This window comes from Pseudomonas sp. SDI (assembly GCF_003105155.1).
Lineage (GTDB): Bacteria > Pseudomonadota > Gammaproteobacteria > Pseudomonadales > Pseudomonadaceae > Aquipseudomonas.
This window is the reverse complement of record NZ_QETK01000010.1, coordinates 91,687-112,540: the sequence shown is the minus strand read 5'-3', so window position 1 is coordinate 112,540 and position 20,854 is coordinate 91,687. Positions and strand designations below refer to the sequence as shown.

The following is a 20,854-nucleotide window of genomic DNA, read 5'->3' as shown; positions in this document are numbered from 1 at the left end:
GGAAAACCCTTACAGAACGGAGATTTAGCTCAACATCGCAACAGGAATGGACTATTCGGAGGGATTTTTGACAGGAAAAAGCAAACTCACTCAAACAGATAGAGCGCGAAGTTAAAGTGATTTATTAAGAGTAAGAATTTTTCGGTATTACCACGCCGCATCTGCTATCGATTCAAGCAGGAGGGAAAAGAGGTGGAGAGTCGATCTGTAAGCCGGGTTTTGTCGAGGACAGTCATTCCTCTACGACGGCCATCACTGGACGCCTCTAGCAACCTACCCGGTTCCAACGCGGGCCGCGCCATATGGAACCCTATTTGGTCTTGCTCCGAGTGGGGTTTACCTAGCCACGAACTGTTGCCAGACGTGCGGTGCGCTCTTACCGCACCTTTTCACCCTTACCGGCACCGAAGTGCTTAGGCGGTTATTTTCTGTGGCACTTTCCGTAGGCTCGCGCCTCCCAGGCGTTACCTGGCACTCTGCCCTATGGAGCCCGGACTTTCCTCCCCCTACTTTTGCGGAACAAAAGAAGGCAGCGACTGTCCGATCGACTCTCCGCTGCAAAGGTTAACGGTAGAGGCCTCGGAGAACAAGCGATAAAACAATTAATATCAATGTGACATCAGTGGTCTTTCTGTTTATCCAGCGCCGCTTGATACAGAACATTCTTACGAACGCCGGTAATTTCTGCTGCCAACGCCGCCGCGCGTTTAAGTGGCATCTCCGCCAGCAGCAGATCGAGCACACGCATCGCTTCGCTCCCCACCGCGTCTTCATCGGCCGGTGCAGTCCAGCCAGCCACCAGCACCACGCACTCACCGCGCTGCTGATTGCTGTCGGCTTCGACGAACGCGCGCAACTCGGCCAGCGGCAGGCCCTTGAGGGTTTCGAAGGTTTTCGTCAGCTCGCGGGCGAGCAAGGCCGGGCGCTCGGCACCAAAGATCGACTCCATGTCCTGCAGGCACTCAAGGATGCGGTGCGGCGCTTCGTAGAAGATCAGGGTGCGCGGCTCTTCCTTGAGCAGGCTCAGACGCGAACGCCGACCGACCGACTTGGCCGGCAGGAAGCCCTCGAAAATGAACCGGTCCGACGGCAGGCCGGCCGCCGACAGCGCGGCAATCAGCGCGCAGGCGCCCGGCACCGGAACCACCGCAATGCCAGCAGCCCGCGCCTGACGCACCAGGTGATACCCCGGATCGGAAATCAACGGCGTGCCAGCATCGGAAATCAGTGCAACGTTGTCGCCGGCCAGCAGGCGGGCGATGAAGCGGCTGCTGCCCTCCTCACGTTCGTTGTGCTCATGGCAAGCGGCCAGCGGCGTATTGATGCCAAAATGCTGCATCAGCCGGATGGAATGGCGGGTGTCTTCGGCCGCAATCAGCGCCACATCGCTCAACACCTTCAGCGCCCGTGCACTCATGTCATCCAGGTTGCCGATCGGCGTGGCCACCACGTAAAGAGTACCGGCAGCGGAATTGGAAGCACCTGGAGCATCGGTCACAGCACACACCTGTCAATTTGATCAAAGCGCCATTGTAGCCCGATCGCCGGCAACAATGCGTAACCGCGCGGGGGCTCGCGGTGGCCGAGAGCACCTATATTGAAGGATTAACGCCAGCAAGATCGCGCCCCGGCCAGCGCTTGGGTACAATTGCAGGTTAATTTGATCGAGTAACAGGATTCTTACATGATCGCTTGCCTGCGGCTGCTCTCAGCCCTCTGTCTCGCTGCCCTGCTGGCAGCTTGCGCCAGTTCGCCTTCGTCCAGCCTGGGTGAACTGCCACGCACACCGGATGCCAGCATCGAGCAACTGCTCGACCAGGCCGCCACCAGCAAGACACCTGAAAAAGCCGCACTGCTGCGCCTGAGCGCGGCTGACCTGGCCTATCGGCAGAAGGACAACGTACGCGCCGCGCGCATTCTCGAGCAGGTCCAGCTGGACACCCTCAAGCCAGCCCAGCAGGTCTACGCCAGCACCCTGGCAGCAGAACTGGCGATGATCCGCAACCAACCCAAAGCCGCCCTCAGCGCCCTCGGCCACCCGAGCCTGGCGCGCCTGAACGAGCTGCCGGCAGACCTTCAGGCACGCACCCGTAGCGTGCGCGCCGCCGCCCTCGAAGCCGATGGCCAGATCCTGGCAGCCGCCCAGGAGCGCGTTGCCCTGGCACCGCTGCTCAGCGGCCCGGCCGCCAGCGCCAACCACGAAGCCATCTGGAGCCTGGTCGCCGCCCTGCCGAGCGAGCAACTGCAAGGTGCCGGTACCGACGTGATGGCCGGCTGGACCAGCCTGGCCCTGGCCGTGAAAAGCGCCGGCACCCTGGAACAGCAGCAAGCAGCCATCGAAACCTGGCGCAGCCAGCACGCCGATCACCCGGCCGCAGTGCAACTGCCGCTGCCATTGATCAAGCTCAAGGAGCTGGCCAGCCAGCCGCTGACCAAGATTGCCCTGCTACTGCCTCAGGAAGGCCCGCTGGCCGGTGTCGCCCGTGCCCTGCGCGATGGCTTCATGGCCGCCCATTTCCAGGCCCAGCAGGCCGGCCAGAAGCCGCCTCAGGTGCAGGTGTTCGACAGCTCGCGCCTGACCTCGCTTGATGACTTCTATCGTCAGGCGCAAGCCGCTGGCGTGCAACTGGTCGTCGGCCCGCTGGAAAAACCGCTGGTCAAGCAACTGGCCGCGCGCCCGCAACTGCCGATTACCACCCTCGCACTGAACTACAGCGACGCAGGCCAGAGCGGCCCGGCGCAGCTGTTCCAGTTCGGCCTCGCGGCCGAAGACGAAGCCCGCGAAGTCTCGCGCCGCGCCCGTGCCGACGGCATGCGCCGTGCCGTGGCCCTGGTGCCGAGCGGCGAGTGGGGCGACCGCGTACTGAAAGCCTTCCGCCAGGACTGGGAAGCCAATGGCGGCACCCTGATCGCCGCCGAGCATGTTGCCCAGCCGGTGGCCCTGGCCCAGCAGATCGCCGACCTGTTCCAGCTGCGCCAAAGCGAAGGCCGCGCCAAGAGCCTGCAAAGCACCGTCGGCGGCAACGTCGCCGCGCAGCCGTCGCGTCGCCAGGACATCGATTTCATCTTCCTCGCCGCCACCCCGCAGCAGGCCCAGCAGATCAAACCGACGCTGAACTTCCAGTACGCCGGCGACGTGCCGGTCTACGCTACCTCCAATGTGTACAGCGCTAGTGGTGACGTTAACCAGTACAACGACATGACCGGTATCCGCTTCTGCGAAACCCCGTGGCTGCTCGACAGTGGCAACTCGCTGCGTCAGCAGGTAGTACGCCAGTGGCCACAAGCGGCCGGCAGCCTAGGCCGCCTGTACGCCATGGGTGTCGACGCCTACAGCCTGGCGCCACGCCTGGGTCAGCTCAAGACGCTGCCGGACAACCGTATCGAAGGCCTCTCCGGCAGCCTGAGCATGAACCCCAACCAGCGCGTCGAGCGGCAGTTGCCGTGGGCCGAGTTTGCCGGCGGTCAGGTCAAACGCCTGCCGGACACCCCGCGCTGATGCCCGACAGTTCGCGCCAGGCGGCCGGCAAGGCCGCCGAGGCTCAGGCCCTGCGCTACCTTCAGGGGCAGGGCCTGAGCCTGCTGGCGCAGAACTGGCGATGCACCCGCGGCGAGCTTGATCTGGTCATGCTCGACAGCGATACAGTAGTATTCGTCGAAGTCCGATACCGGCTGCACCCGGGCTTTGGTGGCGCACTTGGCAGTATCGATGCACGCAAGCAGGAAAAACTCGCGCTCGCCGCGCAGACTTTCCTTCAGAACGAACCGCAGTGGGCCAACCATCCCTGCCGTTTCGACGTGATCGCCCTGCAAGGCAATGGCCATGCGGGTCAACCCTTGGACTGGCTGAAAAACGCCTTCGATAGCTGACCCCGCCCTGATGCACCTTTACCCTTTGAACTTTTTTGCTCTTTGCTTCGCGGGCTGCACAGTCATGTGCCGGGACCTTTTCGACACGCTCCCGACACGCCCGACCAGCCGCCCCACTTAAGGTCACACAGATGGACATGCAATCCCGAATTCGCCAGCTTTTCCAGGCCAGCATCAACACCAAGCAACAGGCGATGGAAGTCCTTGCACCACACATCGAGCAAGCCAGTCAGGTGATGGTCAATGCGCTGCTCAACGAGGGCAAGATGCTCGCCTGCGGCAACGGCGGTTCGGCCGGCGATGCCCAGCACTTCTCTTCCGAGTTGCTCAACCGCTTCGAACGCGAGCGGCCGAGCCTGCCGGCCATTGCGCTGACCACCGACAGCTCGACCATCACCTCGATTGCCAACGACTACAGCTACAACGAGATCTTCTCCAAGCAGATCCGCGCCCTGGGCCAACCGGGCGATGTATTGCTGGCGATTTCCACCAGTGGCAACTCGGCGAACATTATTCAAGCGATCCAGGCCGCACATGATCGCGAAATGATTGTCGTAGCTCTGACCGGTCGCGATGGCGGTGGCATGGCCTCGCTACTGCTGCCAGAAGACGTCGAGATTCGTGTACCGGCAAACGTCACCGCACGTATCCAGGAAGTCCACCTGCTGTCGATTCATTGCCTTTGTGATCTGATCGACAGCCAATTGTTCGGGAGTGAAGAATGACCCCACATCGCCTCGGCCTGATGGCCCTCACCCTGTGCCTGAGCCTGACCGGTTGCAGTTCGGTGATTACCGCCACGCGCGACAAGCCGATTGAGGACGACCGCGGCACCCGCACCTTCGGCAGCAAGATCGACGATTCGCTGATCGAAACCAAGGTCGCGGTCAACGTAGCCAAGGCCAGCCCGGATCTGGACCAGAACTCGCACATCGTCGTCAGCAGCTTCAACGGCATCGTGCTACTCGCCGGGCAAACGCCGCGCGCCGACCTGAAGAGCCTGGCCGAACAGGCTGCTGGCCAGGTTCAGCGGGTGAAGAAAGTGCATAACGAGCTGCAGGTACTGCAGCCGTCGTCGATTCTGGCGCGCAACAACGACGCCTGGCTGACCACCAAAATCAAGACCCAGATGCTCACCGACAGCACTATTCCGGGCTCGCGGATCAAGGTGATCACCGAGAACGGTATCGTCTACCTGCTTGGCCTGCTGACCCAACAGGAAGCCCAGCGCGCCACCAACCTGGTGCAGGGCGTGTCGGGCGTGCAGAAGATCGTCAAGCTGTTCGAGTACATCGACTGATGGCGGCTGCCGTCCCGCGATAAATCCACCGCTTTCTCAACCCTAGGAATACCGCAATGAAAAACGGCCTGCTGTCCGCCCTGCTGATCGGCGCTTTCGCCACCCTGGCCGGCTGCTCCACCCCCTCGCTGATCACCCTGAACGACGGCCGCGAGATCCAGGCCATCGATGCGCCGAAATACGACCGCGCCGCCGGCTTCTACGAGTTCGAACAGCTCGACGGCAAACGCACGCGCATCAACAAAGATCAGGTACGGACCATCTCCGACCTGTAATCGCTGATTCGCGCCCACAAAAAAGCACCCATTCGGGTGCTTTTTTGTGGGCGCCGGCTTACTGACCAGGCTGCGCTTGCGACAAAATCAGCTTGCCTTCCTTGTCCAGCGGGATCTGCGAGCCCGGGTCGCGGTCCATCTTGACCTTGCCGACCTGATCACCGATCGAATACGTCACGTTGTAACCAACCACCTTCTCGCTCAGGTCATTGACGGTATTGCAGCGAGTTTGCGTGGTGGTGTACGTGTCGTTGTTCTGCATGTTCTCCTGCACCTTGTTGCCGGCATAACCACCGCCGACCGCACCGGCCACCGTGGCAATCTTCTTGCCGGTACCACCACCAATCTGATTACCGAGCAAACCGCCTGCCACCGCGCCCAGCACGGTACCGGCGATCTGGTGCTGGTCCTGCACCGGCTTCTGCCGGGTGACCGTGACATCCTTGCAGACTTCCCGTGGCGTCTTGACGGTTTGCTTGATCGGTTGCACGTCAGTTACCTGTGCGTACTCCGGTCCGCTTTTAACCAGGCTGTAGGTTGCGACAGCACCTCCGGCAGTTACACCGACAGCACCCAGTACCGCCCCCACCAGCATCGACTTGTTCACGTGAACCTCCTGATTTACCTGCGGGTCATGCCCGCGCTTCTCCCAGCCTTGGAGCAAAAAAAAAGGCGTGAGTTCAATACTCACGCCCTTTTGTTCAGCCAGATGCGTAGGAAAAGCCCTTACGGACGGTCGTCCACACCTTCCGCCTTGACCGGTGGAATCAGGTCTTCACTGCTCAGGTTCAGCCAGATCAGCACCACGTTGGCGATGTAGATCGACGAGTAGGTACCCGCCATAACGCCGATGAACAGCGCCAGGGAGAAGCCGAACAGGTTGTCACCACCGAAGAACAGCAGAGCGGCAATGGCCAGCAAGGTCGATACCGAAGTGGCGATGGTCCGCAGCAGGGTCTGGGTGGTCGAGATGTTGATGTTCTCGATCAGCGAGGCCTTGCGCAGTACCCGGAAGTTCTCACGCACCCGGTCGAACACAACGATGGTGTCGTTGAGCGAGTAGCCGATGATCGCCAGAACTGCCGCCAGCACGGTCAGGTCGAAGGTGATCTGGAAGAACGACAGGATCCCCAGGGTCACCACCACGTCGTGGATCAGCGAGATGATCGCACCGACAGCGAACTTCCACTGGAAGCGGAAGGCCAGGTAAATGAGGATACCGCCCAGCGCCAGGAGCATGCCGAGGCCGCCCTGGTCGCGCAGCTCTTCACCCACCTGCGGGCCGACGAACTCGACGCGCTTGATCACCGCCGGGTTGTCGCCACCGACCTGTTTCAGCGCATCGGCGACCTTATTGCCGAGCAGCGGGTCGTCGCCCGGCATACGCACCAGCAGGTCGGTGGTCGCACCGAAACTCTGCACGATGGCATCGTGGAAACCGGCCTTGGCCAGTTCCTCACGCACGTTTTCCAGGTTGGCCGGACGCTCGTAGGTCAGCTCGATGAGCGTACCGCCGGTGAAATCCAGACCGAAGTTCAGCCCTTTCTGGAACCAGCTGAACAGCGCCAGTACGGTAAGGAGCACAGTAACGGCGAACGCAACGTTGCGAACGCCCATGAAGTTGATGGTACGTAACATGGCAGCCCCTTAAACCCACAGCTTCTTGATGTCACGCCCACCACAGGTCAGGTTGACCATAGCGCGGGTCACCATGACGGCGGTGAACATCGAAGTGAAAATCCCGAGGGACATGGTAACCGCGAAGCCCTTCACCGGACCGGTACCCATGGCGAACAGGATGCCGCCCACCAGCAAGCTGGTCAGGTTGGCGTCGATGATCGCGGTATAGGCACGGTTGAAACCTTCGTGAATGGCGCGTTGTACCGACATCCCGGCATTCAGCTCCTCACGGATCCGCGAGAAGATCAGTACGTTGGCGTCTACCGCCATACCCATGGTCAGTACGATACCGGCGATACCCGGCAGGGTCAGCGTGGCCCCCAGCAGCGACATCAAGGCCAGCAGCAGCACCATATTGCCCGCCAGCGCGACCGTGGCGATCAGGCCGAAGGCACGGTAGATGGCCATGATGAACAGCGAGACGAACAGCATGCCCCACAGCGACGCGTCGATACCCTTGGTGATGTTGTCAGCACCCAGGCTTGGGCCAATGGTACGTTCTTCGGCGAAGTACATTGGCGCGGCCAGACCACCGGCACGCAGCAGCAGGGCCAGTTCGGACGATTCGCCCTGGCCGTTCAGGCCGGTGATGCGGAACTGGCTACCCAGTGGCGACTGAATGGTCGCCAGGCTGATGATCTGCTTCTCTTCCTTGAAGGTCTGTACCGGCACGTCTTTTTCGACGCCATTGACCAGCTTCTTCTCGTAGCGAGTCACCGGCTTCTGCTCGATGAAGATCACCGCCATGCTGCGCCCGACGTTGCTGCGGGTAGCGCGGCTCATCAGCTCGCCACCATGGCCGTCGAGGCGAATGTTCACCTGTGGGCGGCCGTGTTCGTCGAAGCTGGCCTGGGCGTCGGTGACCTGGTCACCGGTGATGATCAGGCCACGTTCAACGGCGGCGGCCGGACGGTTGCCCTCACGGAATTCGAAGGATTCGGTGGTCGCCTTGGAAGCACCCGGCTCGGCGCCGAGGCGGAACTCCAGGCTCGCGGTCTTGCCGAGGATACGTTTGGCTTCGGCGGTATCCTGCACGCCTGGCAGCTCGACCACGATGCGGTTGGCACCCTGGCGCTGAACCAGCGGCTCGGCAACGCCCAGCTCGTTGACCCGGTTACGCACCGTGGTCAGGTTCTGCTTGATCGAGTATTCACGGATTTCCGCGACCTTGGCCGGGGTAATCGCCAGGCGCAGTACGGACAGGCCGTTACGCTCGGTGGTGGTCAACTCGAAATCGTTGAAATTCTTGCGGATCAGGGCACGTGCCTGTTCGCGCGATTCGTCATCGGAGAAGCCCAGCTGGATGCCGCCGTCGAGTTGCGGCAGGCTGCGGTAGCGAACACGCTCCTTGCGCAGCAGGGATTTGACTTCGCCTTCGTAGACTTTCAGGCGCGCAGCCATGGCCTTGTCCATGTCCACTTCAAGCAGGAAGTGCACACCACCGGACAGGTCGAGACCAAGTTTCATCGGGCTTGCGCCCAAATTGCGCAGCCATTGCGGGGTAGTCGGGGCCAGGTTCAGCGCTACTACATAGTCGTCGCCCAGTGCCTTGCGCACCACGTCCTTGGCAGGGAGTTGGTCTTCCTGCTTGCTCAGACGCACCAGTGCGCCTTTGCCTTTCTCACCCAGGCTTGCACCCTTGACGGTGATCCCGGCATCGACCAGCGCTTTGCTGACGCGATCGAGATCGGCCTGATTGACCTGCAGGGCCGTGCTGGCACCGCTGATCTGGACCGCCGGATCATCAGGGTAGAGGTTGGGAGCGGAATAAATAAAACCGATCGCCAGTACCGCCAGGATCAGTGCGTATTTCCACAGAGGGTATTTGTTCAGCATCACGCCGCCCGTTCAAGACGCGGGGCGCCTTGCGCGCCCCGTCGATTAAAAAAACTGAAACTTAGATCGCTTTGAGCGTGCCTTTAGGCAGGGTCGCGGCAACGGCGCCCTTCTGGAACTTCAGCTCAACGTTGTCGGACACTTCCAGCACGACGAAGTCGTCGGCAACTTTGACGATCTTGCCGGCGATACCGCCGTTGGTGACAACTTCGTCACCTTTTTGCAGGTTACTCAGCAGGTTCTTCTGTTCTTTGGCACGTTTGGCCTGTGGACGCCAGATCATCAGGTAGAAGATGACCAGGAAACCGACCAGGAAGATCCATTCAAAGCCGGTACCGGCAGGGCCGGCAGCAGCAGGGGCAGCGGCGTCCGCGTAGGCGGCAGGAATCAGAAAGCTCATTTAGCACTCCAGGTTGCAATTTTACTTGTCAGGATCGACAGAACATCAGTCCAAGGGCGGCACAGGCAGCCCGCGCTTGGCGTAAAAGGCGTCGACAAAGGCGGCCAATGTACCTTGTTGAATAGCCTCGCGTAAACCAGCCATCAAGCGCTGGTAATGACGCAAGTTATGGATCGTATTCAACATGGCACCCAACATTTCGCCGCACTTATCCAGGTGGTGCAGATAAGCACGGGAGAAGTTCTGGCAGGTGTAGCAGTCGCAGGTGGGGTCCAGTGGCGAATCATCGTGACGATGGAACGCGTTACGGATTTTGATCACACCGGTATCGATGAACAGATGGCCGTTACGCGCATTACGCGTAGGCATCACGCAATCGAACATGTCGACGCCGCGGCGCACACCCTCAACGAGATCTTCCGGCTTGCCTACCCCCATAAGGTAACGAGGTTTGTCAGCCGGCATCTGCCCTGGCAGGTAATCGAGCACCTTGATCATTTCGTGCTTCGGTTCGCCGACCGACAGGCCGCCGATGGCCAGGCCGTCGAAGCCGATCTTGTCCAGGCCTTCCAGCGAGCGCATGCGCAGGTCACGGTGCATGCCGCCCTGAACGATACCGAACAGTGCGGCGGTGTTGTCGCCGTGGGCGTTCTTCGAACGCTGGGCCCAGCGCAGCGACAGCTCCATGGAGATCCGCGCGACATCTTCGTCGGCCGGGTACGGGGTGCATTCGTCGAAGATCATCACCACGTCGGAGCCCAGGTCGCGCTGGACCTGCATCGACTCTTCCGGGCCCATGAACACTTTCGAGCCGTCGACCGGCGAGGCGAAGGTCACGCCCTCTTCCTTGATCTTGCGCATGGCGCCCAGGCTGAACACCTGGAAACCACCGGAGTCGGTGAGGATCGGGCCTTGCCACTTCATGAAATCGTGCAGGTCGCCGTGGGCCTTGATCACCTCGGTGCCTGGGCGCAGCCACAGGTGGAAGGTGTTGCCCAGGATCATGTGCGCGCCGATGGCTTCGATGTCACGCGGGAGCATGCCCTTGACCGTGCCATAGGTGCCGACGGGCATAAATGCCGGGGTTTCGACCACGCCACGGGGGAAGGTCAGGCGGCCGCGACGGGCCTTGCCGTCGGTGGCCAGCAACTCGAAGGACATACGACAGGTGCGACTCATGCTTGATCCTCGGGCCCGCGTGGCGCCGGATTGCGGGTGATGAACATGGCATCACCGTAACTGAAGAAGCGGTAACCGTTGGCGACCGCGGCGGCGTAGGCGGCCATGGTTTCCGGGTAACCGGCGAACGCCGAAACCAGCATCAGCAGCGTGGATTCGGGCAGGTGGAAGTTGGTGACCAGGGCGTCGACCACGTGGAACGGCCGGCCCGGGAAGATAAAGATGTCGGTGTCGCCGCTGAACGGCTTGAGCGTACCGTCGCGCGCTGCGCTTTCCAGCGAACGCACGCTGGTGGTGCCGACGGCGATTACCCGGCCGCCGCGTGCGCGGCAGGCGGCAACGGCATCGACCACGTCCTGGCCCACTTCGAGCCACTCTTTATGCATGTGGTGGTCTTCGATGCGCTCCACGCGCACCGGCTGGAAGGTGCCGGCGCCGACGTGCAGGGTCACGAAGGCAGTGCTGACGCCCTTCTCGGCAATTTTTGCCAGCAGTTCTTCATCGAAGTGCAGGCCGGCGGTAGGCGCCGCCACGGCGCCGGCGCGGTCGGCATAGACCGTCTGATAGCGCTCGCGGTCGGCGCCTTCGTCGGGGCGGTCTATATAAGGAGGCAACGGCATATGCCCGACACGGTCGAGCAGCGGCAGCACCTCTTCGTTGAAGCGCAGTTCGAACAGGGTGTCGTGACGGACAACCATTTCGGCTTCGCCACCGCCGTCGAGCAGAATCTGCGAGCCGGGCTTCGGGGCCTTGCTGGAGCGCACGTGGGCGAGTACGCGATGGCTGTCCAGCACGCGCTCAACGAGGATCTCCAGCTTGCCGCCGCTGGCCTTCTGGCCGAACAGGCGGGCGGGAATCACCCGGGTATTGTTGAACACCATCAGGTCGCCCGGGCGTAGGTGCTCGAGCAGGTCGGTGAACTGGCGATGGCCCAGCGTGCCGCTCGGTCCGTCCAGGGTCAGCAGCCGGCTGCTGCGCCGTTCGGCCAGAGGATGGCGGGCGATCAGGGAATCTGGGAGCTCAAAGGAGAAATCGGCGACGCGCATGATGGTGTTCGGTTCGACAGGGCCGGAAAGTTTAGCGGAAACCGCGAAAATTGACCATGAAAGCTGATTGACCAACGGTAGGCACGTCTCTATACTTCGCGCCCACAAGCCCTGATGGCGGAATTGGTAGACGCGGCGGATTCAAAATCCGTTTTCGAAAGGAGTGGGAGTTCGAGTCTCCCTCGGGGCACCATCATATAGTTCCAAGCGGTCCCTACAAGACCCGGAACACCAGAGAAACCGGCCACTGAGCCGGTTTTTTTGTGCCCACCGTTCCCAGTGATTCCCTTGTAAGCCCGAAAGTATGTGAGTAGATTTGTGAGTAGGACGAGTTAGGTCCAGAAATCTACTCACACACTGACCGCATTCCAGCGTGCTCAGGCAACCGCAAGGGAAACGCCGTGGCGCTAACCGACACTGCCATCCGTACCGCCAAACCCCGGGACAAGCTGTATCGCCTGGCTGACGCTCACGGCTTATGCCTCGAGGTGACCACTACCGGCAGCAAGCTGTGGCGCGTGCGCTACCGATTCGAAGGGAAGGCGAAGATGCTGGCCGCGGGTGCCTACCCCTCAGTCACGCTCGCCCAGGCCCGCGAGCGCCGTGATGCCGCACAGAAGCTGCTGGCACAGGGGGTAGACCCAAGCGCCTATAAACAGCAGGAAAAGGTAGCGGCTGCGATCCAGGCACTGACGGTCGAATCTCTGGCGCGGGAGTGGTACTCCTACAACCAACCACGATGGGCGCCGGCCACTGCGTCGAAGGCATTGCAGTACCTGGAGTCGGACATTTTTCCAGTGATTGGCAAGCGGCCTGCCGCCGAAGTCCAGCGCCCCGAACTGGTAGACTTGGTGCGCAAGATCGAACGGCGTGAGGCATTCAACGTCGCCCGTAAGGTTCGCCAATGGCTGAGCCAGATATTCCGCTTCGGGCTGGCCAAGGGTGTGGTGCCGGGCAACCCCGCCACCGATCTGGACGTGGTTGCCGCGCACGCCCCGCGCACTCGCCATCACCCGCACGTATCCGAAGCCGAGCTACCCGGACTGCTGGAAAGGCTGGAGGCAGCGCAATGCGATATCACCAGCAAGATCGCCATTCGTCTGCTGCTGCTGACAGCGGTACGCCCTGGTGAACTACGACTGGCGCCCTGGGATGAGTTCGACCTGGATGCCGCGACCTGGACGATCCCAGCAGCACGGATGAAGGCACGGCGCCCTCACATCGTCCCGCTACCACGTCAGGCCGTGGTGCTGCTGCGCACCCTGTATGAGCTTACCGGCACGTACCCCCTCGCCTTCCCTGGTCGCAATGATCGATCCAGGCCGATGAGCGAGAACACCGTGAACAAGGCCCTGTCCACGATTGGCTACGAGGGACGCCAGACGGGCCACGGGTTCCGCCACTTGCTGAGCACCAGCCTCAACAGCCGGGGTTACAACCGCGACTGGATCGAGCGACAGCTTGCCCACGGCGATCAAGACTCGATCCGCCATACCTACAACCACGCGCACTACCTGGAGCAACGCCGGGAAATGATGCAAACGTGGGCAGACTCGGTAGACGCCCTGTGTGCTGGCGTGAACGTGGCGACTATCAAACGTCACGCCTAAGAGTTATCCACAGATTTGTGCGCTTGGTTATTGCTGGTTCCTGCTGGTAACATCGCCTCATCGCTGGATATTCATACAGCCTGCGTATCCACCGGGTGTTCCAGCAAGGCGGCTTCCCTTCCAGACCGCCTCCCCCAAGAATGAGCGGACGGAACTGACTAATGATTTCAAAGGGAGAATACGTATCGCTTGAGGGCGCCATAGCATCGCTCAGGCGCGAATCCCCGGAAGTACTGAAGGGCATCGCCAACACCATCAACTCGGCCGATCCTAACGCCGAGTTCAACCGCGAAACAATCACCGCCTCAAAGCACGGAGACAGTATTCCTGGCTTCGCTATCACTTATGGGCAGCTTGGCGCTTACCTGAACCTAGCTGTGAGCAAGTACGCTTCCGTCCTCATCGAAACCGAAATGGGCGTAGTTGAATCTGCCTATGTAGTCGTCAACCGAGATTGGTTGGCTCGCCAACGCGAGCACGCAGTACGGCAGCCAGAGGTGGCTAAAGAAATAGCCATGCGATACCGCGTATCGAAAGGCGCAACTGTTAGCCCTATTCAGCGACAGCTTGAGGATCAAGACCCGAAAGCGGCACGCGCAGAGCTTCGCAAACTAAATATCCGCATAGAGCGGAGCTTGGTAATACGCCCAGACGACGAGCGAGACGCCGAAATTGAGCGCCTACGAATCCAATTGGATGCGTCTTCTGTGAGGGAAAAATACCTTGCTGCTACAGTCGACGCGTCCGACAAAGCGATAAAAATACTCACCCGCGAGAACGACCAGCTACGTAAGGAGCGGTCCAGCACGCAGTTACCCCCAGCGTCTATCGCGACCAGAAGGCCAGACACTAAGCCCAGAAAGCTATCCAATGTGGAGGTGCGAAACGAAAAAGCCAGGGCGTGCCAGGCGCAGGTAAAGGAGCGGGCTACATCCCTATGGCTGCATGACGATTACGCCAAGCATAGAACCACGGATATGGTTAACGTTATCAGGCGACTTGCTGACTCGGAACCCGATTGGAATTTGCCGAAAAATGATGCGGTGCTAGCCAGGTGGATTTCAAGTTCTGCGCCGGAGTTTGCAAGGCGGCCTGGTCGCCCTCGTAATGAAAAATAAAAGAATAAATCACACATCCGACCGGATAACAGAATATCCGGCGCCGCTCAGCAATTTTAACTGCGCGCACTCCCTGCCAACCTTTTCATCGTCGATTACCCAAACCGCCCTAGGAGGCGCCGACGATGGCAATGCAAACCAGCCCAACCCAGCCCCCCCGCCGCTTCATCAAACTCCCCAAAGTTAAAGACCGTACCGGTCTTTCCACCACAGAAATTTACCGCCGTATTGCCGATGGGCGTTTCCCACCCCAAATCACGCTTGGCCCTAAATCCGTGGTGTGGGACGAGAGCGAAATTATCGCTTGGATGGACGCCCGCATCGCCGAATGCCGAGCGGTGGCCTGAAATGAAAAAGGCCACGATCCCCGAAGAGAAACGCAGCCAGTCGCAAGGCGATACTACCACCGGCAAGCCACCAAGCAAGATCGCCCGAGTGCTGGCGTACATGCTCAATGATGGCAGCTTGCAACGCTTCGAGGCAGAGCGCCTGGGCGACCACTGCCTGCATTCGACTATCAGCAGTCTGGCCAACGGCTACGGCTTGAAATTCCAGCGCCAGCTCGAGCGCGTGCCGAATCACTGGGGTGAGCCTTGCACCGTGACCCGGTACACACTTCCTGCCGGCGAACGCCACCGCGCCAGCGCCGTGCTGGAGATATTGTGCTCGCCCTTGAAGCAGCGCCAGCGGGTGGCCGCATGAAAAAGACGACTATGCCACCGGCAGAGCCTGGCAACGACAAGCTCCCTGTTACCCTGACCCAGTACAACGGTGAGCCGCGCGTGGATAGCCGCCTGCTGGCTGAACAGCTGGAGAACAAGCACAAGAACTCCATGGCGCTGATCGACCGCTACCTGGCCAAGTTCGAAGAGTTAGGGGTTGTTCCGTTTCAAACGGAGAAACCCTTGGCCGGCACTACTGGCGGTAGGCCGGAGCGCTTCGCCCTACTGAATGAGGACCAGGCGTTTTTCCTGCTGGCGCTGTCCCGCAACAGTGACCGCGTGGTCGGTCTGAAAGCCGACCTCATAATGGCATTCCGCGAAGCCCGGTACGGGTACGCCCGCCAGGCTCTGGAAGTTCGCCAGCAGCAGGTCAGCGAATGCGGCCGTCGCTTGGCCCACTGGCGCTATGACAAGCCAGGTGCTTACCAGCACGTCGCCCACTTGCGGGAGCAGTTGAAACTCCCGCTCGATCTGGAAGGGGGCGGCCAATGACGCTGGCGCTCAAGACCGACGATGAACGGTCGATATTTCTGGTTGCAGGCAATCGTGATGCTCGGTATGGTTCGCCCGTCGCTGCAAATTCAGCGACCGGGCTTGGTAACCCGCTGAACGTTAGGCGCAACAGCGCCCCCATTACGATTGCAGGCGCTTTTTTTACGCCCGCAAATCCGTTTTATGGTGGCTGTGCGTGGGAGGCACTCGTGCCTGCCGGGTTCCTAACGTCCCGGTTTACCAACCTGCGCACAGCTACCACCCATTCGCTTGGTAACGAACGTGGTAGCTCCCTCATTACGTTAGGAGCTACACCCATGCACGCCCTCAATCCGTCCAAAGTTCGCGCATACGCTCACAGGCGCCTGGCCCTGGCCGCTCTTCGCGCAAACTCTTCCCTGTCCGTCCGCCTCGCCCGCTACAACCATAACACCGATATCGCCCGCGCCCTGGAAGGGCAAGGCGGTGCTCAATGACTCCGGCTCAACGCAACGCCGAAGCGGTACAGGGCTTCATCCAATCTCAGGTCGTGCTCACCATCCCCGGCCAGCAATCGATCTGCCTTCCTCCGGTGGTCGGTCGCAGCCTTGCCGGTGGCATCGCCACCTTGGTGAGAACCGAGTTCCCGCACGCTTCGATCAGCATTCAAGGTCGTTGTCGTGACTCCCTGGCAGGCTTGGACGACGCCTTGCGCATGTCTGATGAGGTCCACACCACGTTTGTGGAATGCCAGCGCCAGCTGCGCCCAGGCGCTGCGCTGGTGGAGCATTTCAAGGCCGCAGCCCAAGTCGGAGGTGCCCAATGACTAGCTTCCTGGCAGTAGCGGCTCTTGATGGTGAGGTTCTGTCTGAGGCAGTGCTGGATGCTCGCGAGATGTGCTACATGAATTTCGCCCGCGAAGAGCACAAGAAGCTGGAGAAAATCCTGCTGACGCTGGTGATCCCTGCGATGGGCGGATATGACAACGAGCTGGCCTGCGACATTGCCCGGCACCTCGAGCAAATCCAGTCGTTCAGTGGCAATTACTGCTGGCGCCACCGTCACCTTGGCGCCTCACACGGAATTGTTGGGCAGCCCGCTGCTGATGGAGGTCTTGTATGACTTCCCTTACTCACATGGCTGAGGACACCCAAGACGATCTGCGCGACGTACAAGGCGTGCTGGTACTACTGAGCATGGCTCTGGCGCTGATCGCCGCACCCACTACGCCAGTCATCGTCGCCCGCGTCACCGCCGTGATGGCGCAGCACACCGCCATGGCCTGGGCCGAAATGCTGGACGGCGTGATCGCCGAACAAGGGGGTGACCTGTGAGCGCCAATCTGAAAGCCAACCAGCTGAATCACAAACTGATCGCCAAGCGCGTCGAGGAATCGCTGGATGCCATTGGAATCCTGGCTGAGGTTCTGCTGAACAACGGCGGGTACAAAGGCGACCCGGATAGTGGGGATGTTCCTGCTCAGATCAATGACCGTGGTGAGTCAGGTATTCAGTCTGCAATCAACATCATTGCTCGAATGGCCCATAGCGATTTTTGCGACCTTGCAACCGATCTAGGCATCCCGGCGTAAGCCAATAGCCTAAGGATAAAGACGATGAAACTTCAAAACAGTGCGCAAGCGCTGACGGGATCGGCTTGCCCGAAGAAAGCCACCGAGTTGTTTTACGTGAGCCATCCGAAGGCCAAGCGGGCCTTGCTGGGGCCTTTCCTAAGCCAGTCCGACGCCGAGTGCGGGCGCGTAGTTTTGCGTAGCGCTGATGCGGTGGTGACGGCCTGCCTCGTTGAGTCGCTGGACGAGCTGACCTACTGGCACGCAGTGAACAACGGCCAGGTTAGCCGGGCCTTTGCTGGCGCTGATCGCCAAGGGGTGGACCATGAGTAAGGTCACGCCCATTCGCCGCAAGTGCGCCGGTGGCCCGCCGACTGCTGGCGCCTACATCGACAGCGCCAGCTATGCGCTGCTGGTGCAAACCCTGGTGGGCTTTCTCGAACTACGCATTGCCGAGGGCGACGCGGGCCGCCACTGCCCCGAATTGGAGCGCCTGACCAATCAACTGGAAGGGCTGGCCAAGCGCTTTACGCCACCACAGGGGGCCGCATGACTCACCTTCAACAAATGGCTAAGCCCATGAACAGTTTGTCACCGGTGAAGCATAGCGCCCTGGAGGCCCGCGCCCGGCGCGTGGCGGCCCGCCATGGCTTCCTGGCCACCAAGAGTCGCAAGCGCAGCCTGTCTGCCGACAACCGCGGTGGCTTCATGCTGGTGGAGGTCTCGACCAACTGCGTTGAGGCCGGCGAGCGTTACGAGCTCAGTGCCGAGCAAGTCATCGATTTCTTCGACAAGGAGGACGCATGACCGATGCCACGATCCTTTTCCGTGACGCGCTCCAGTCGGTCTATGGGCCGCTCGACTGGCTGCCCTTGGACGATGGCGACATTCACCGCTTCCACATCCCCGGCGACAAGTCCGGCACGTTCAATGGCTGGTACTGCCTGTTTGCCGATGGCATCGCCTCAGGCGCGTTCGGGAGCTGGAAGACGGGCGGCACCAGTACATGGTGTAGCCGCGAACCGGTGGACGCCCGCGAAGCCGAGCAGGTGCGCCAGCGCATCGAGCAGGCCCGGCGCCAGCGGGAGGCCGAACGGCAACGGCGCCAGCTCAAGGCCGCGGGCCTGGCACAACGCTGGTGGCGTGACGCTCGCCGTGCTGACCCGGCCCACCCCTACCTGGTCGCCAAGGGCATTCGTGCTCACGGCCTGCGCCAGCGCGGTGACGACCTGCTGATCCCGCTGTATGCCCGTGGTGTGTTGGTGAACCTGCAACGGATCGCTGCGGACGGCGACAAGCGCTTCCTGTATGGCGGGCGGATCAAGGGCGTCTACTCGCCACTGGGGCGCATTACACCGGGCAAGCCGCTTTGCATCTGCGAAGGCTGGGCAACGGGCGCCACGCTTCACGAAAGCGGTTACACCGTCGCCTGCGCGATGAACGCCGGAAACCTCAAACCGGTGGCGCTGGCGCTACGGGCCGACTACCCCAACACCGAAATCATCATCGCCGGCGACGACGACCGCCAGACCGAAGCCGAAGGCAAGGGCAACCCGGGGCGCGCCGCAGCCCATGACGCCGCAGCCGCATGCGGTGGCCTGGTGACCTCCCCCGAGTGGCCAGCCGATGCGCCGCTGACCCTTTCCGACTTCAACGACCTCGCCGCCTGGAGGTGCCGCCATGCGCCCGCCTGATACCAACGTCATCAACCTGCGCCCAGAGGCGCCCAAGGTCGAGCCTGATCGCCCGAGCTGGGGCGTATACGAGCACTGGGTCACGAACGAGAAAGGCCGCAGGCTCAAGCCTGGCGTGTACTGGCACGGCTTTAAGCGCAGCGCCAGCGACGATGACGGCGACGACGACAAGGCCGACCGCCCGATCACTGACGAGTGGATATCCACGCCCGTGACTGTCGCCGCTCGCACCACCAACAGCGACGACGGCAGCGAGGGCCGGTTTCTGCGCCTGCTCACCGACAGCGGGCCCAAGGAGTGGATCATTCCCATGGAGGTGTTCGGCGGTAGCGGAGAGGACGCCAGGCGGACGCTGTTCGGCATGGGCGTCATCATCGCGTTGAAGAAGCGCGGCCAGTTCATGGAGTACCTGCTGGACCAGCGTCCTGCAGAGGTGTTCGCCACCACCTGCCGGCCCGGCTGGCACGAGTCAGGTGCCTTTGTGCTGCCAGGGCGCACCATCGGCAGCGACAAGGTGCGCTATCAGGCCAGCGCCAAGGGGCAGAACCTGTTCAGCGTGCGCGGCAGCCTAGAGGGCTGGAAGGCCGAAGTAGCGGCCAAGTGCGAGGGCAACCCAGTATTGACCTTGGCCATTGGCTGCGCCCTCGCTGGCCCGCTGCTGAGCCTGGTGGGCGTGCTGGGTGGTGGTGTTCACCTGGTCGGCGACAGTTCCAGCGGCAAGTCGCTGGCGCAGCTGATCGGCTCGTCCGTATGGGGTGACCCAGGCATATTCGCCGCGTCGTGGGACATGACCAAAGGCGGCCTGGAGATCGAGGCATCCAGCCGTAACGACACCATGCTGCCCTTGGACGAAATCAAGCGGGCCGACCCCAAGCGCGTACAGGAGATGGCCTACTCGCTCGCCAACGGCCAGGGCAAGGGCACCATGACCCGTGACCGGGAGGCCCGCGGGAAACTGAGCTGGCGCCTGCTGGCGCTTTCCAGCGGCGAGCGCTCCCTATCTGAGCACGCGGCCATCAGTGGTAACGCTGCCCACGCTGGCGCCGAGCTACGCATGGTGGACGTGAACGCCGGCACCCGCACGCACCGGGCCTTCGATGAATTGCACGGACTGGAGGGCGCCGACTTCCACCGCCAGCTCACTGTAGCCGTGGGAGCAAACCATGGGCATATCGGGCCGGCATTCGTGGAGAAGCTGCTGGCCAGCGATGACCGCCCCGGCCTACTCGAGGACTTCGCCGGTATCCGCGCCCAGTTTGCTGAGGACAACGCCCAAGCCGGGCGGGTGGCCGATCGCTTCGCGGTGATTGCCCTGGCCGGCGAAATGGCCATTGCCTACGGCCTCTTGCCGTGGACGCCGGGCGCCGCTCTGGCCGACTGCCAACTGCTGTACGGCGAGTGGCTGAGTCGGGTGGGCGGTGGTAATGCCGAGGACCGCCAGATCTTGGCCGGCATCCTCGACTTCATCGACAAGCACGGCACCAGCCGGTTTTCGGACGTAGAAGACCAGACACCGGACACCAAGGTGTTCAACCGGGCCGGGTACTGGGAGGTGGTGGGCGCCAAGCGCCTGTACCTGTTCAACAAGTCCGCACTGACTGAGGCCGCTCATGGGCACGGGCTGGCGCGTGTCGTGAAGGCGCTGGAAGGCGCTGCCGCTCTCGCCAAGCACGATACCGACCGTGACAGCCGCAGAACCAAGAAATACCGCCTGCCTGCTGGTGGGTCTGCCCGCCTGTATGTGATCGATCCCGACGCCATGGATAGCGAAGGCGGTGGCCTATGACCGTCATCACCATCCAACGCCAATGCCCGAATCCACAGGAACCTAAAAACGTGGGGAACAGGGGGAACGGGGGAACAGCCAGTAAATACGCGGGCTGTAGCCGTTCCCCCTTATTGAAGTGTTGGGGAACAGGGGGAACACAAACATGTTTTTGAATATAAGCGCCTGTGCCTTTCCTGATGTTTGGTTATCACTGTTCCCCCGTTTTTCGCGTGGGGAACACGTACCCCCGCTGGAGGCCCCGGAAACACTGGGTGTTCCCCGCGTTCCCCCGTTCCCCCGATTTTTTTTCACAGA

At 61.5% G+C, this 20,854-nt stretch carries 26 protein-coding genes, 1 tRNA gene and 1 other RNA gene; 20 read left to right on the top strand and 8 right to left on the bottom strand.

All coding sequences use genetic code 11. From position 1 onward, the window contains the following. Positions 1 to 192: 192 nt before the first annotated feature. Together rnpB and rsmI are read right to left on the bottom strand one after the other, a co-directional pair. Positions 193 to 552, bottom strand: an RNA gene (gene rnpB / locus DCO48_RS08970) — RNase P RNA component class A. Positions 553 to 619: 67 nt separating this feature from the next. Then, the gene (gene rsmI / locus DCO48_RS08965) at positions 620 to 1,498 is read right to left on the bottom strand and encodes a 16S rRNA (cytidine(1402)-2'-O)-methyltransferase (RefSeq protein ID WP_256584037.1); all 879 of its coding nucleotides are present in this window, start codon (positions 1,496 to 1,498) and stop codon (positions 620 to 622) included. Between the two features lie 186 nt (positions 1,499 to 1,684). Between rsmI and DCO48_RS08960 the strand changes: the two genes are divergently transcribed. The 5 genes from DCO48_RS08960 (at position 1,685) to DCO48_RS08940 (ending at position 5,445) form a co-directional block, all read left to right on the top strand. After that, positions 1,685 to 3,499 (top strand): penicillin-binding protein activator, encoded by a 1,815-nt coding sequence (locus DCO48_RS08960; protein WP_116550246.1) that lies wholly within the window; start codon positions 1,685 to 1,687, stop codon positions 3,497 to 3,499. Continuing rightward, the gene (locus DCO48_RS08955) at positions 3,499 to 3,870 is read left to right on the top strand and encodes a YraN family protein (RefSeq protein ID WP_116550245.1); all 372 of its coding nucleotides are present in this window, start codon (positions 3,499 to 3,501) and stop codon (positions 3,868 to 3,870) included. The genes DCO48_RS08960 and DCO48_RS08955 overlap by 1 nt, the downstream gene beginning before the upstream one ends. A 131-nt stretch (positions 3,871 to 4,001) precedes the next feature. Next, positions 4,002 to 4,595: a phosphoheptose isomerase gene (locus DCO48_RS08950; protein WP_116550244.1), complete on the top strand. Its 594-nt coding sequence runs from the start codon at positions 4,002 to 4,004 to the stop codon at positions 4,593 to 4,595. Further along, on the top strand, positions 4,592 to 5,170 hold the full coding sequence (locus DCO48_RS08945; RefSeq protein ID WP_116550243.1) for a BON domain-containing protein: 579 nt from the start codon (positions 4,592 to 4,594) through the stop codon (positions 5,168 to 5,170). Before DCO48_RS08950 ends, DCO48_RS08945 begins: the two co-directional genes overlap by 4 nt. Before the next feature lie 56 nt (positions 5,171 to 5,226). Continuing rightward, on the top strand, positions 5,227 to 5,445 hold the full coding sequence (locus DCO48_RS08940; protein ID WP_116550242.1) for a YgdI/YgdR family lipoprotein: 219 nt from the start codon (positions 5,227 to 5,229) through the stop codon (positions 5,443 to 5,445). 58 nt (positions 5,446 to 5,503) lie between these two features. On the opposite strand, the gene DCO48_RS08935 is transcribed toward DCO48_RS08940, so the two are convergent. From DCO48_RS08935 to queA, 6 genes are all read right to left on the bottom strand, one after another. After that, the gene (locus DCO48_RS08935) at positions 5,504 to 6,052 is read right to left on the bottom strand and encodes a glycine zipper 2TM domain-containing protein (protein ID WP_116550241.1); all 549 of its coding nucleotides are present in this window, start codon (positions 6,050 to 6,052) and stop codon (positions 5,504 to 5,506) included. Positions 6,053 to 6,171: 119 nt separating this feature from the next. Beyond that, positions 6,172 to 7,083 carry a protein translocase subunit SecF gene (gene secF, locus DCO48_RS08930; RefSeq protein ID WP_116550240.1) on the bottom strand — a complete coding sequence of 304 codons (912 nt, stop codon included), beginning with the start codon at positions 7,081 to 7,083 and terminating at the stop codon, positions 6,172 to 6,174. Positions 7,084 to 7,092: 9 nt separating this feature from the next. After that, positions 7,093 to 8,961: a protein translocase subunit SecD gene (secD, locus tag DCO48_RS08925; protein WP_116550239.1), complete on the bottom strand. Its 1,869-nt coding sequence runs from the start codon at positions 8,959 to 8,961 to the stop codon at positions 7,093 to 7,095. Between the two features lie 61 nt (positions 8,962 to 9,022). Continuing rightward, positions 9,023 to 9,361, bottom strand: a complete 339-nt coding sequence (gene yajC, locus DCO48_RS08920; protein WP_116550238.1) for a preprotein translocase subunit YajC — start codon at positions 9,359 to 9,361, stop codon at positions 9,023 to 9,025. A gap of 45 nt (positions 9,362 to 9,406) precedes the next feature. Next, positions 9,407 to 10,522 carry a tRNA guanosine(34) transglycosylase Tgt gene (gene tgt, locus DCO48_RS08915; protein ID WP_165840754.1) on the bottom strand — a complete coding sequence of 372 codons (1,116 nt, stop codon included), beginning with the start codon at positions 10,520 to 10,522 and terminating at the stop codon, positions 9,407 to 9,409. A 14-nt stretch (positions 10,523 to 10,536) separates the two neighbouring features. Further along, on the bottom strand, positions 10,537 to 11,586 hold the full coding sequence (gene queA / locus DCO48_RS08910) for a tRNA preQ1(34) S-adenosylmethionine ribosyltransferase-isomerase QueA (RefSeq protein ID WP_116550236.1): 1,050 nt from the start codon (positions 11,584 to 11,586) through the stop codon (positions 10,537 to 10,539). Positions 11,587 to 11,694: 108 nt separating this feature from the next. Between queA and DCO48_RS08905 the strand changes: the two genes are divergently transcribed. From DCO48_RS08905 to DCO48_RS08835, 15 genes are all read left to right on the top strand, one after another. Continuing rightward, positions 11,695 to 11,779: transfer RNA gene (locus DCO48_RS08905), tRNA-Leu, on the top strand. Between the two features lie 208 nt (positions 11,780 to 11,987). Continuing rightward, positions 11,988 to 13,196, top strand: coding sequence for an integrase arm-type DNA-binding domain-containing protein (locus DCO48_RS08900; RefSeq protein WP_116550235.1), 1,209 nt, complete (start codon positions 11,988 to 11,990; stop codon positions 13,194 to 13,196). 161 nt (positions 13,197 to 13,357) lie between these two features. Further along, entirely contained in the window at positions 13,358 to 14,314 is a 957-nt protein-coding gene (locus DCO48_RS08895) for a hypothetical protein (RefSeq protein ID WP_116550234.1), read from the top strand. 125 nt (positions 14,315 to 14,439) lie between these two features. Continuing rightward, positions 14,440 to 14,661 carry an AlpA family transcriptional regulator gene (locus DCO48_RS08890; protein ID WP_116550233.1) on the top strand — a complete coding sequence of 74 codons (222 nt, stop codon included), beginning with the start codon at positions 14,440 to 14,442 and terminating at the stop codon, positions 14,659 to 14,661. A gap of 1 nt (position 14,662) precedes the next feature. Next, positions 14,663 to 15,016, top strand: coding sequence for a hypothetical protein (locus DCO48_RS08885; protein WP_116550232.1), 354 nt, complete (start codon positions 14,663 to 14,665; stop codon positions 15,014 to 15,016). Then, a complete protein-coding gene (locus DCO48_RS08880; RefSeq protein WP_256584035.1) occupies positions 15,013 to 15,528 on the top strand; it encodes a Rha family transcriptional regulator in 516 nt (171 codons plus the stop codon). The genes DCO48_RS08885 and DCO48_RS08880 overlap by 4 nt, the downstream gene beginning before the upstream one ends. A gap of 472 nt (positions 15,529 to 16,000) precedes the next feature. Next, positions 16,001 to 16,333 (top strand): hypothetical protein, encoded by a 333-nt coding sequence (locus DCO48_RS08875; RefSeq protein WP_116550230.1) that lies wholly within the window; start codon positions 16,001 to 16,003, stop codon positions 16,331 to 16,333. Further along, the gene (locus DCO48_RS08870; RefSeq protein WP_116550229.1) at positions 16,330 to 16,629 is read left to right on the top strand and encodes a hypothetical protein; all 300 of its coding nucleotides are present in this window, start codon (positions 16,330 to 16,332) and stop codon (positions 16,627 to 16,629) included. The genes DCO48_RS08875 and DCO48_RS08870 overlap by 4 nt, the downstream gene beginning before the upstream one ends. Continuing rightward, positions 16,626 to 16,841, top strand: coding sequence for a hypothetical protein (locus DCO48_RS08865; RefSeq protein ID WP_116550228.1), 216 nt, complete (start codon positions 16,626 to 16,628; stop codon positions 16,839 to 16,841). Before DCO48_RS08870 ends, DCO48_RS08865 begins: the two co-directional genes overlap by 4 nt. Continuing rightward, a complete protein-coding gene (locus DCO48_RS08860; protein WP_256584034.1) occupies positions 16,838 to 17,098 on the top strand; it encodes a hypothetical protein in 261 nt (86 codons plus the stop codon). Before DCO48_RS08865 ends, DCO48_RS08860 begins: the two co-directional genes overlap by 4 nt. Positions 17,099 to 17,122: 24 nt before the next feature. Beyond that, positions 17,123 to 17,410, top strand: coding sequence for a hypothetical protein (locus tag DCO48_RS08855; protein ID WP_116550227.1), 288 nt, complete (start codon positions 17,123 to 17,125; stop codon positions 17,408 to 17,410). Beyond that, the gene (locus DCO48_RS08850; RefSeq protein WP_054916616.1) at positions 17,403 to 17,630 is read left to right on the top strand and encodes a hypothetical protein; all 228 of its coding nucleotides are present in this window, start codon (positions 17,403 to 17,405) and stop codon (positions 17,628 to 17,630) included. The genes DCO48_RS08855 and DCO48_RS08850 overlap by 8 nt, the downstream gene beginning before the upstream one ends. A gap of 26 nt (positions 17,631 to 17,656) precedes the next feature. Continuing rightward, entirely contained in the window at positions 17,657 to 17,884 is a 228-nt protein-coding gene (locus DCO48_RS08845; RefSeq protein ID WP_116550226.1) for a hypothetical protein, read from the top strand. Next, positions 17,881 to 18,771, top strand: coding sequence for a toprim domain-containing protein (locus DCO48_RS08840; protein WP_116550225.1), 891 nt, complete (start codon positions 17,881 to 17,883; stop codon positions 18,769 to 18,771). The genes DCO48_RS08845 and DCO48_RS08840 overlap by 4 nt, the downstream gene beginning before the upstream one ends. Continuing rightward, positions 18,758 to 20,557: a DUF927 domain-containing protein gene (locus DCO48_RS08835; RefSeq protein WP_116550224.1), complete on the top strand. Its 1,800-nt coding sequence runs from the start codon at positions 18,758 to 18,760 to the stop codon at positions 20,555 to 20,557. The genes DCO48_RS08840 and DCO48_RS08835 overlap by 14 nt, the downstream gene beginning before the upstream one ends. The last annotated feature ends 297 nt before the right edge of the window (positions 20,558 to 20,854 follow it).

Coding starts and splice junctions, on each gene's coding strand:
- DCO48_RS08880 (WP_256584035.1), top strand. CDS start 15,013: ATGAAAAAGACGACTATGCCACCGGCAGAGCCTGGCAACGACAAGCTC.
- DCO48_RS08870 (WP_116550229.1), top strand. CDS start 16,330: ATGACTAGCTTCCTGGCAGTAGCGGCTCTTGATGGTGAGGTTCTGTCT.
- DCO48_RS08875 (WP_116550230.1), top strand. CDS start 16,001: ATGACTCCGGCTCAACGCAACGCCGAAGCGGTACAGGGCTTCATCCAA.
- DCO48_RS08960 (WP_116550246.1), top strand. CDS start 1,685: ATGATCGCTTGCCTGCGGCTGCTCTCAGCCCTCTGTCTCGCTGCCCTG.
- yajC (WP_116550238.1), bottom strand. CDS start 9,361: ATGAGCTTTCTGATTCCTGCCGCCTACGCGGACGCCGCTGCCCCTGCT.
- DCO48_RS08895 (WP_116550234.1), top strand. CDS start 13,358: ATGATTTCAAAGGGAGAATACGTATCGCTTGAGGGCGCCATAGCATCG.
- DCO48_RS08840 (WP_116550225.1), top strand. CDS start 17,881: ATGACCGATGCCACGATCCTTTTCCGTGACGCGCTCCAGTCGGTCTAT.
- DCO48_RS08845 (WP_116550226.1), top strand. CDS start 17,657: ATGAACAGTTTGTCACCGGTGAAGCATAGCGCCCTGGAGGCCCGCGCC.
- DCO48_RS08835 (WP_116550224.1), top strand. CDS start 18,758: ATGCGCCCGCCTGATACCAACGTCATCAACCTGCGCCCAGAGGCGCCC.
- DCO48_RS08890 (WP_116550233.1), top strand. CDS start 14,440: ATGGCAATGCAAACCAGCCCAACCCAGCCCCCCCGCCGCTTCATCAAA.
- secF (WP_116550240.1), bottom strand. CDS start 7,083: ATGTTACGTACCATCAACTTCATGGGCGTTCGCAACGTTGCGTTCGCC.
- DCO48_RS08940 (WP_116550242.1), top strand. CDS start 5,227: ATGAAAAACGGCCTGCTGTCCGCCCTGCTGATCGGCGCTTTCGCCACC.
- DCO48_RS08945 (WP_116550243.1), top strand. CDS start 4,592: ATGACCCCACATCGCCTCGGCCTGATGGCCCTCACCCTGTGCCTGAGC.
- DCO48_RS08955 (WP_116550245.1), top strand. CDS start 3,499: ATGCCCGACAGTTCGCGCCAGGCGGCCGGCAAGGCCGCCGAGGCTCAG.
- DCO48_RS08850 (WP_054916616.1), top strand. CDS start 17,403: ATGAGTAAGGTCACGCCCATTCGCCGCAAGTGCGCCGGTGGCCCGCCG.
- DCO48_RS08885 (WP_116550232.1), top strand. CDS start 14,663: ATGAAAAAGGCCACGATCCCCGAAGAGAAACGCAGCCAGTCGCAAGGC.
- tgt (WP_165840754.1), bottom strand. CDS start 10,522: ATGTCCTTCGAGTTGCTGGCCACCGACGGCAAGGCCCGTCGCGGCCGC.
- DCO48_RS08855 (WP_116550227.1), top strand. CDS start 17,123: ATGAAACTTCAAAACAGTGCGCAAGCGCTGACGGGATCGGCTTGCCCG.
- queA (WP_116550236.1), bottom strand. CDS start 11,586: ATGCGCGTCGCCGATTTCTCCTTTGAGCTCCCAGATTCCCTGATCGCC.
- DCO48_RS08950 (WP_116550244.1), top strand. CDS start 4,002: ATGGACATGCAATCCCGAATTCGCCAGCTTTTCCAGGCCAGCATCAAC.
- secD (WP_116550239.1), bottom strand. CDS start 8,961: ATGCTGAACAAATACCCTCTGTGGAAATACGCACTGATCCTGGCGGTA.
- DCO48_RS08865 (WP_116550228.1), top strand. CDS start 16,626: ATGACTTCCCTTACTCACATGGCTGAGGACACCCAAGACGATCTGCGC.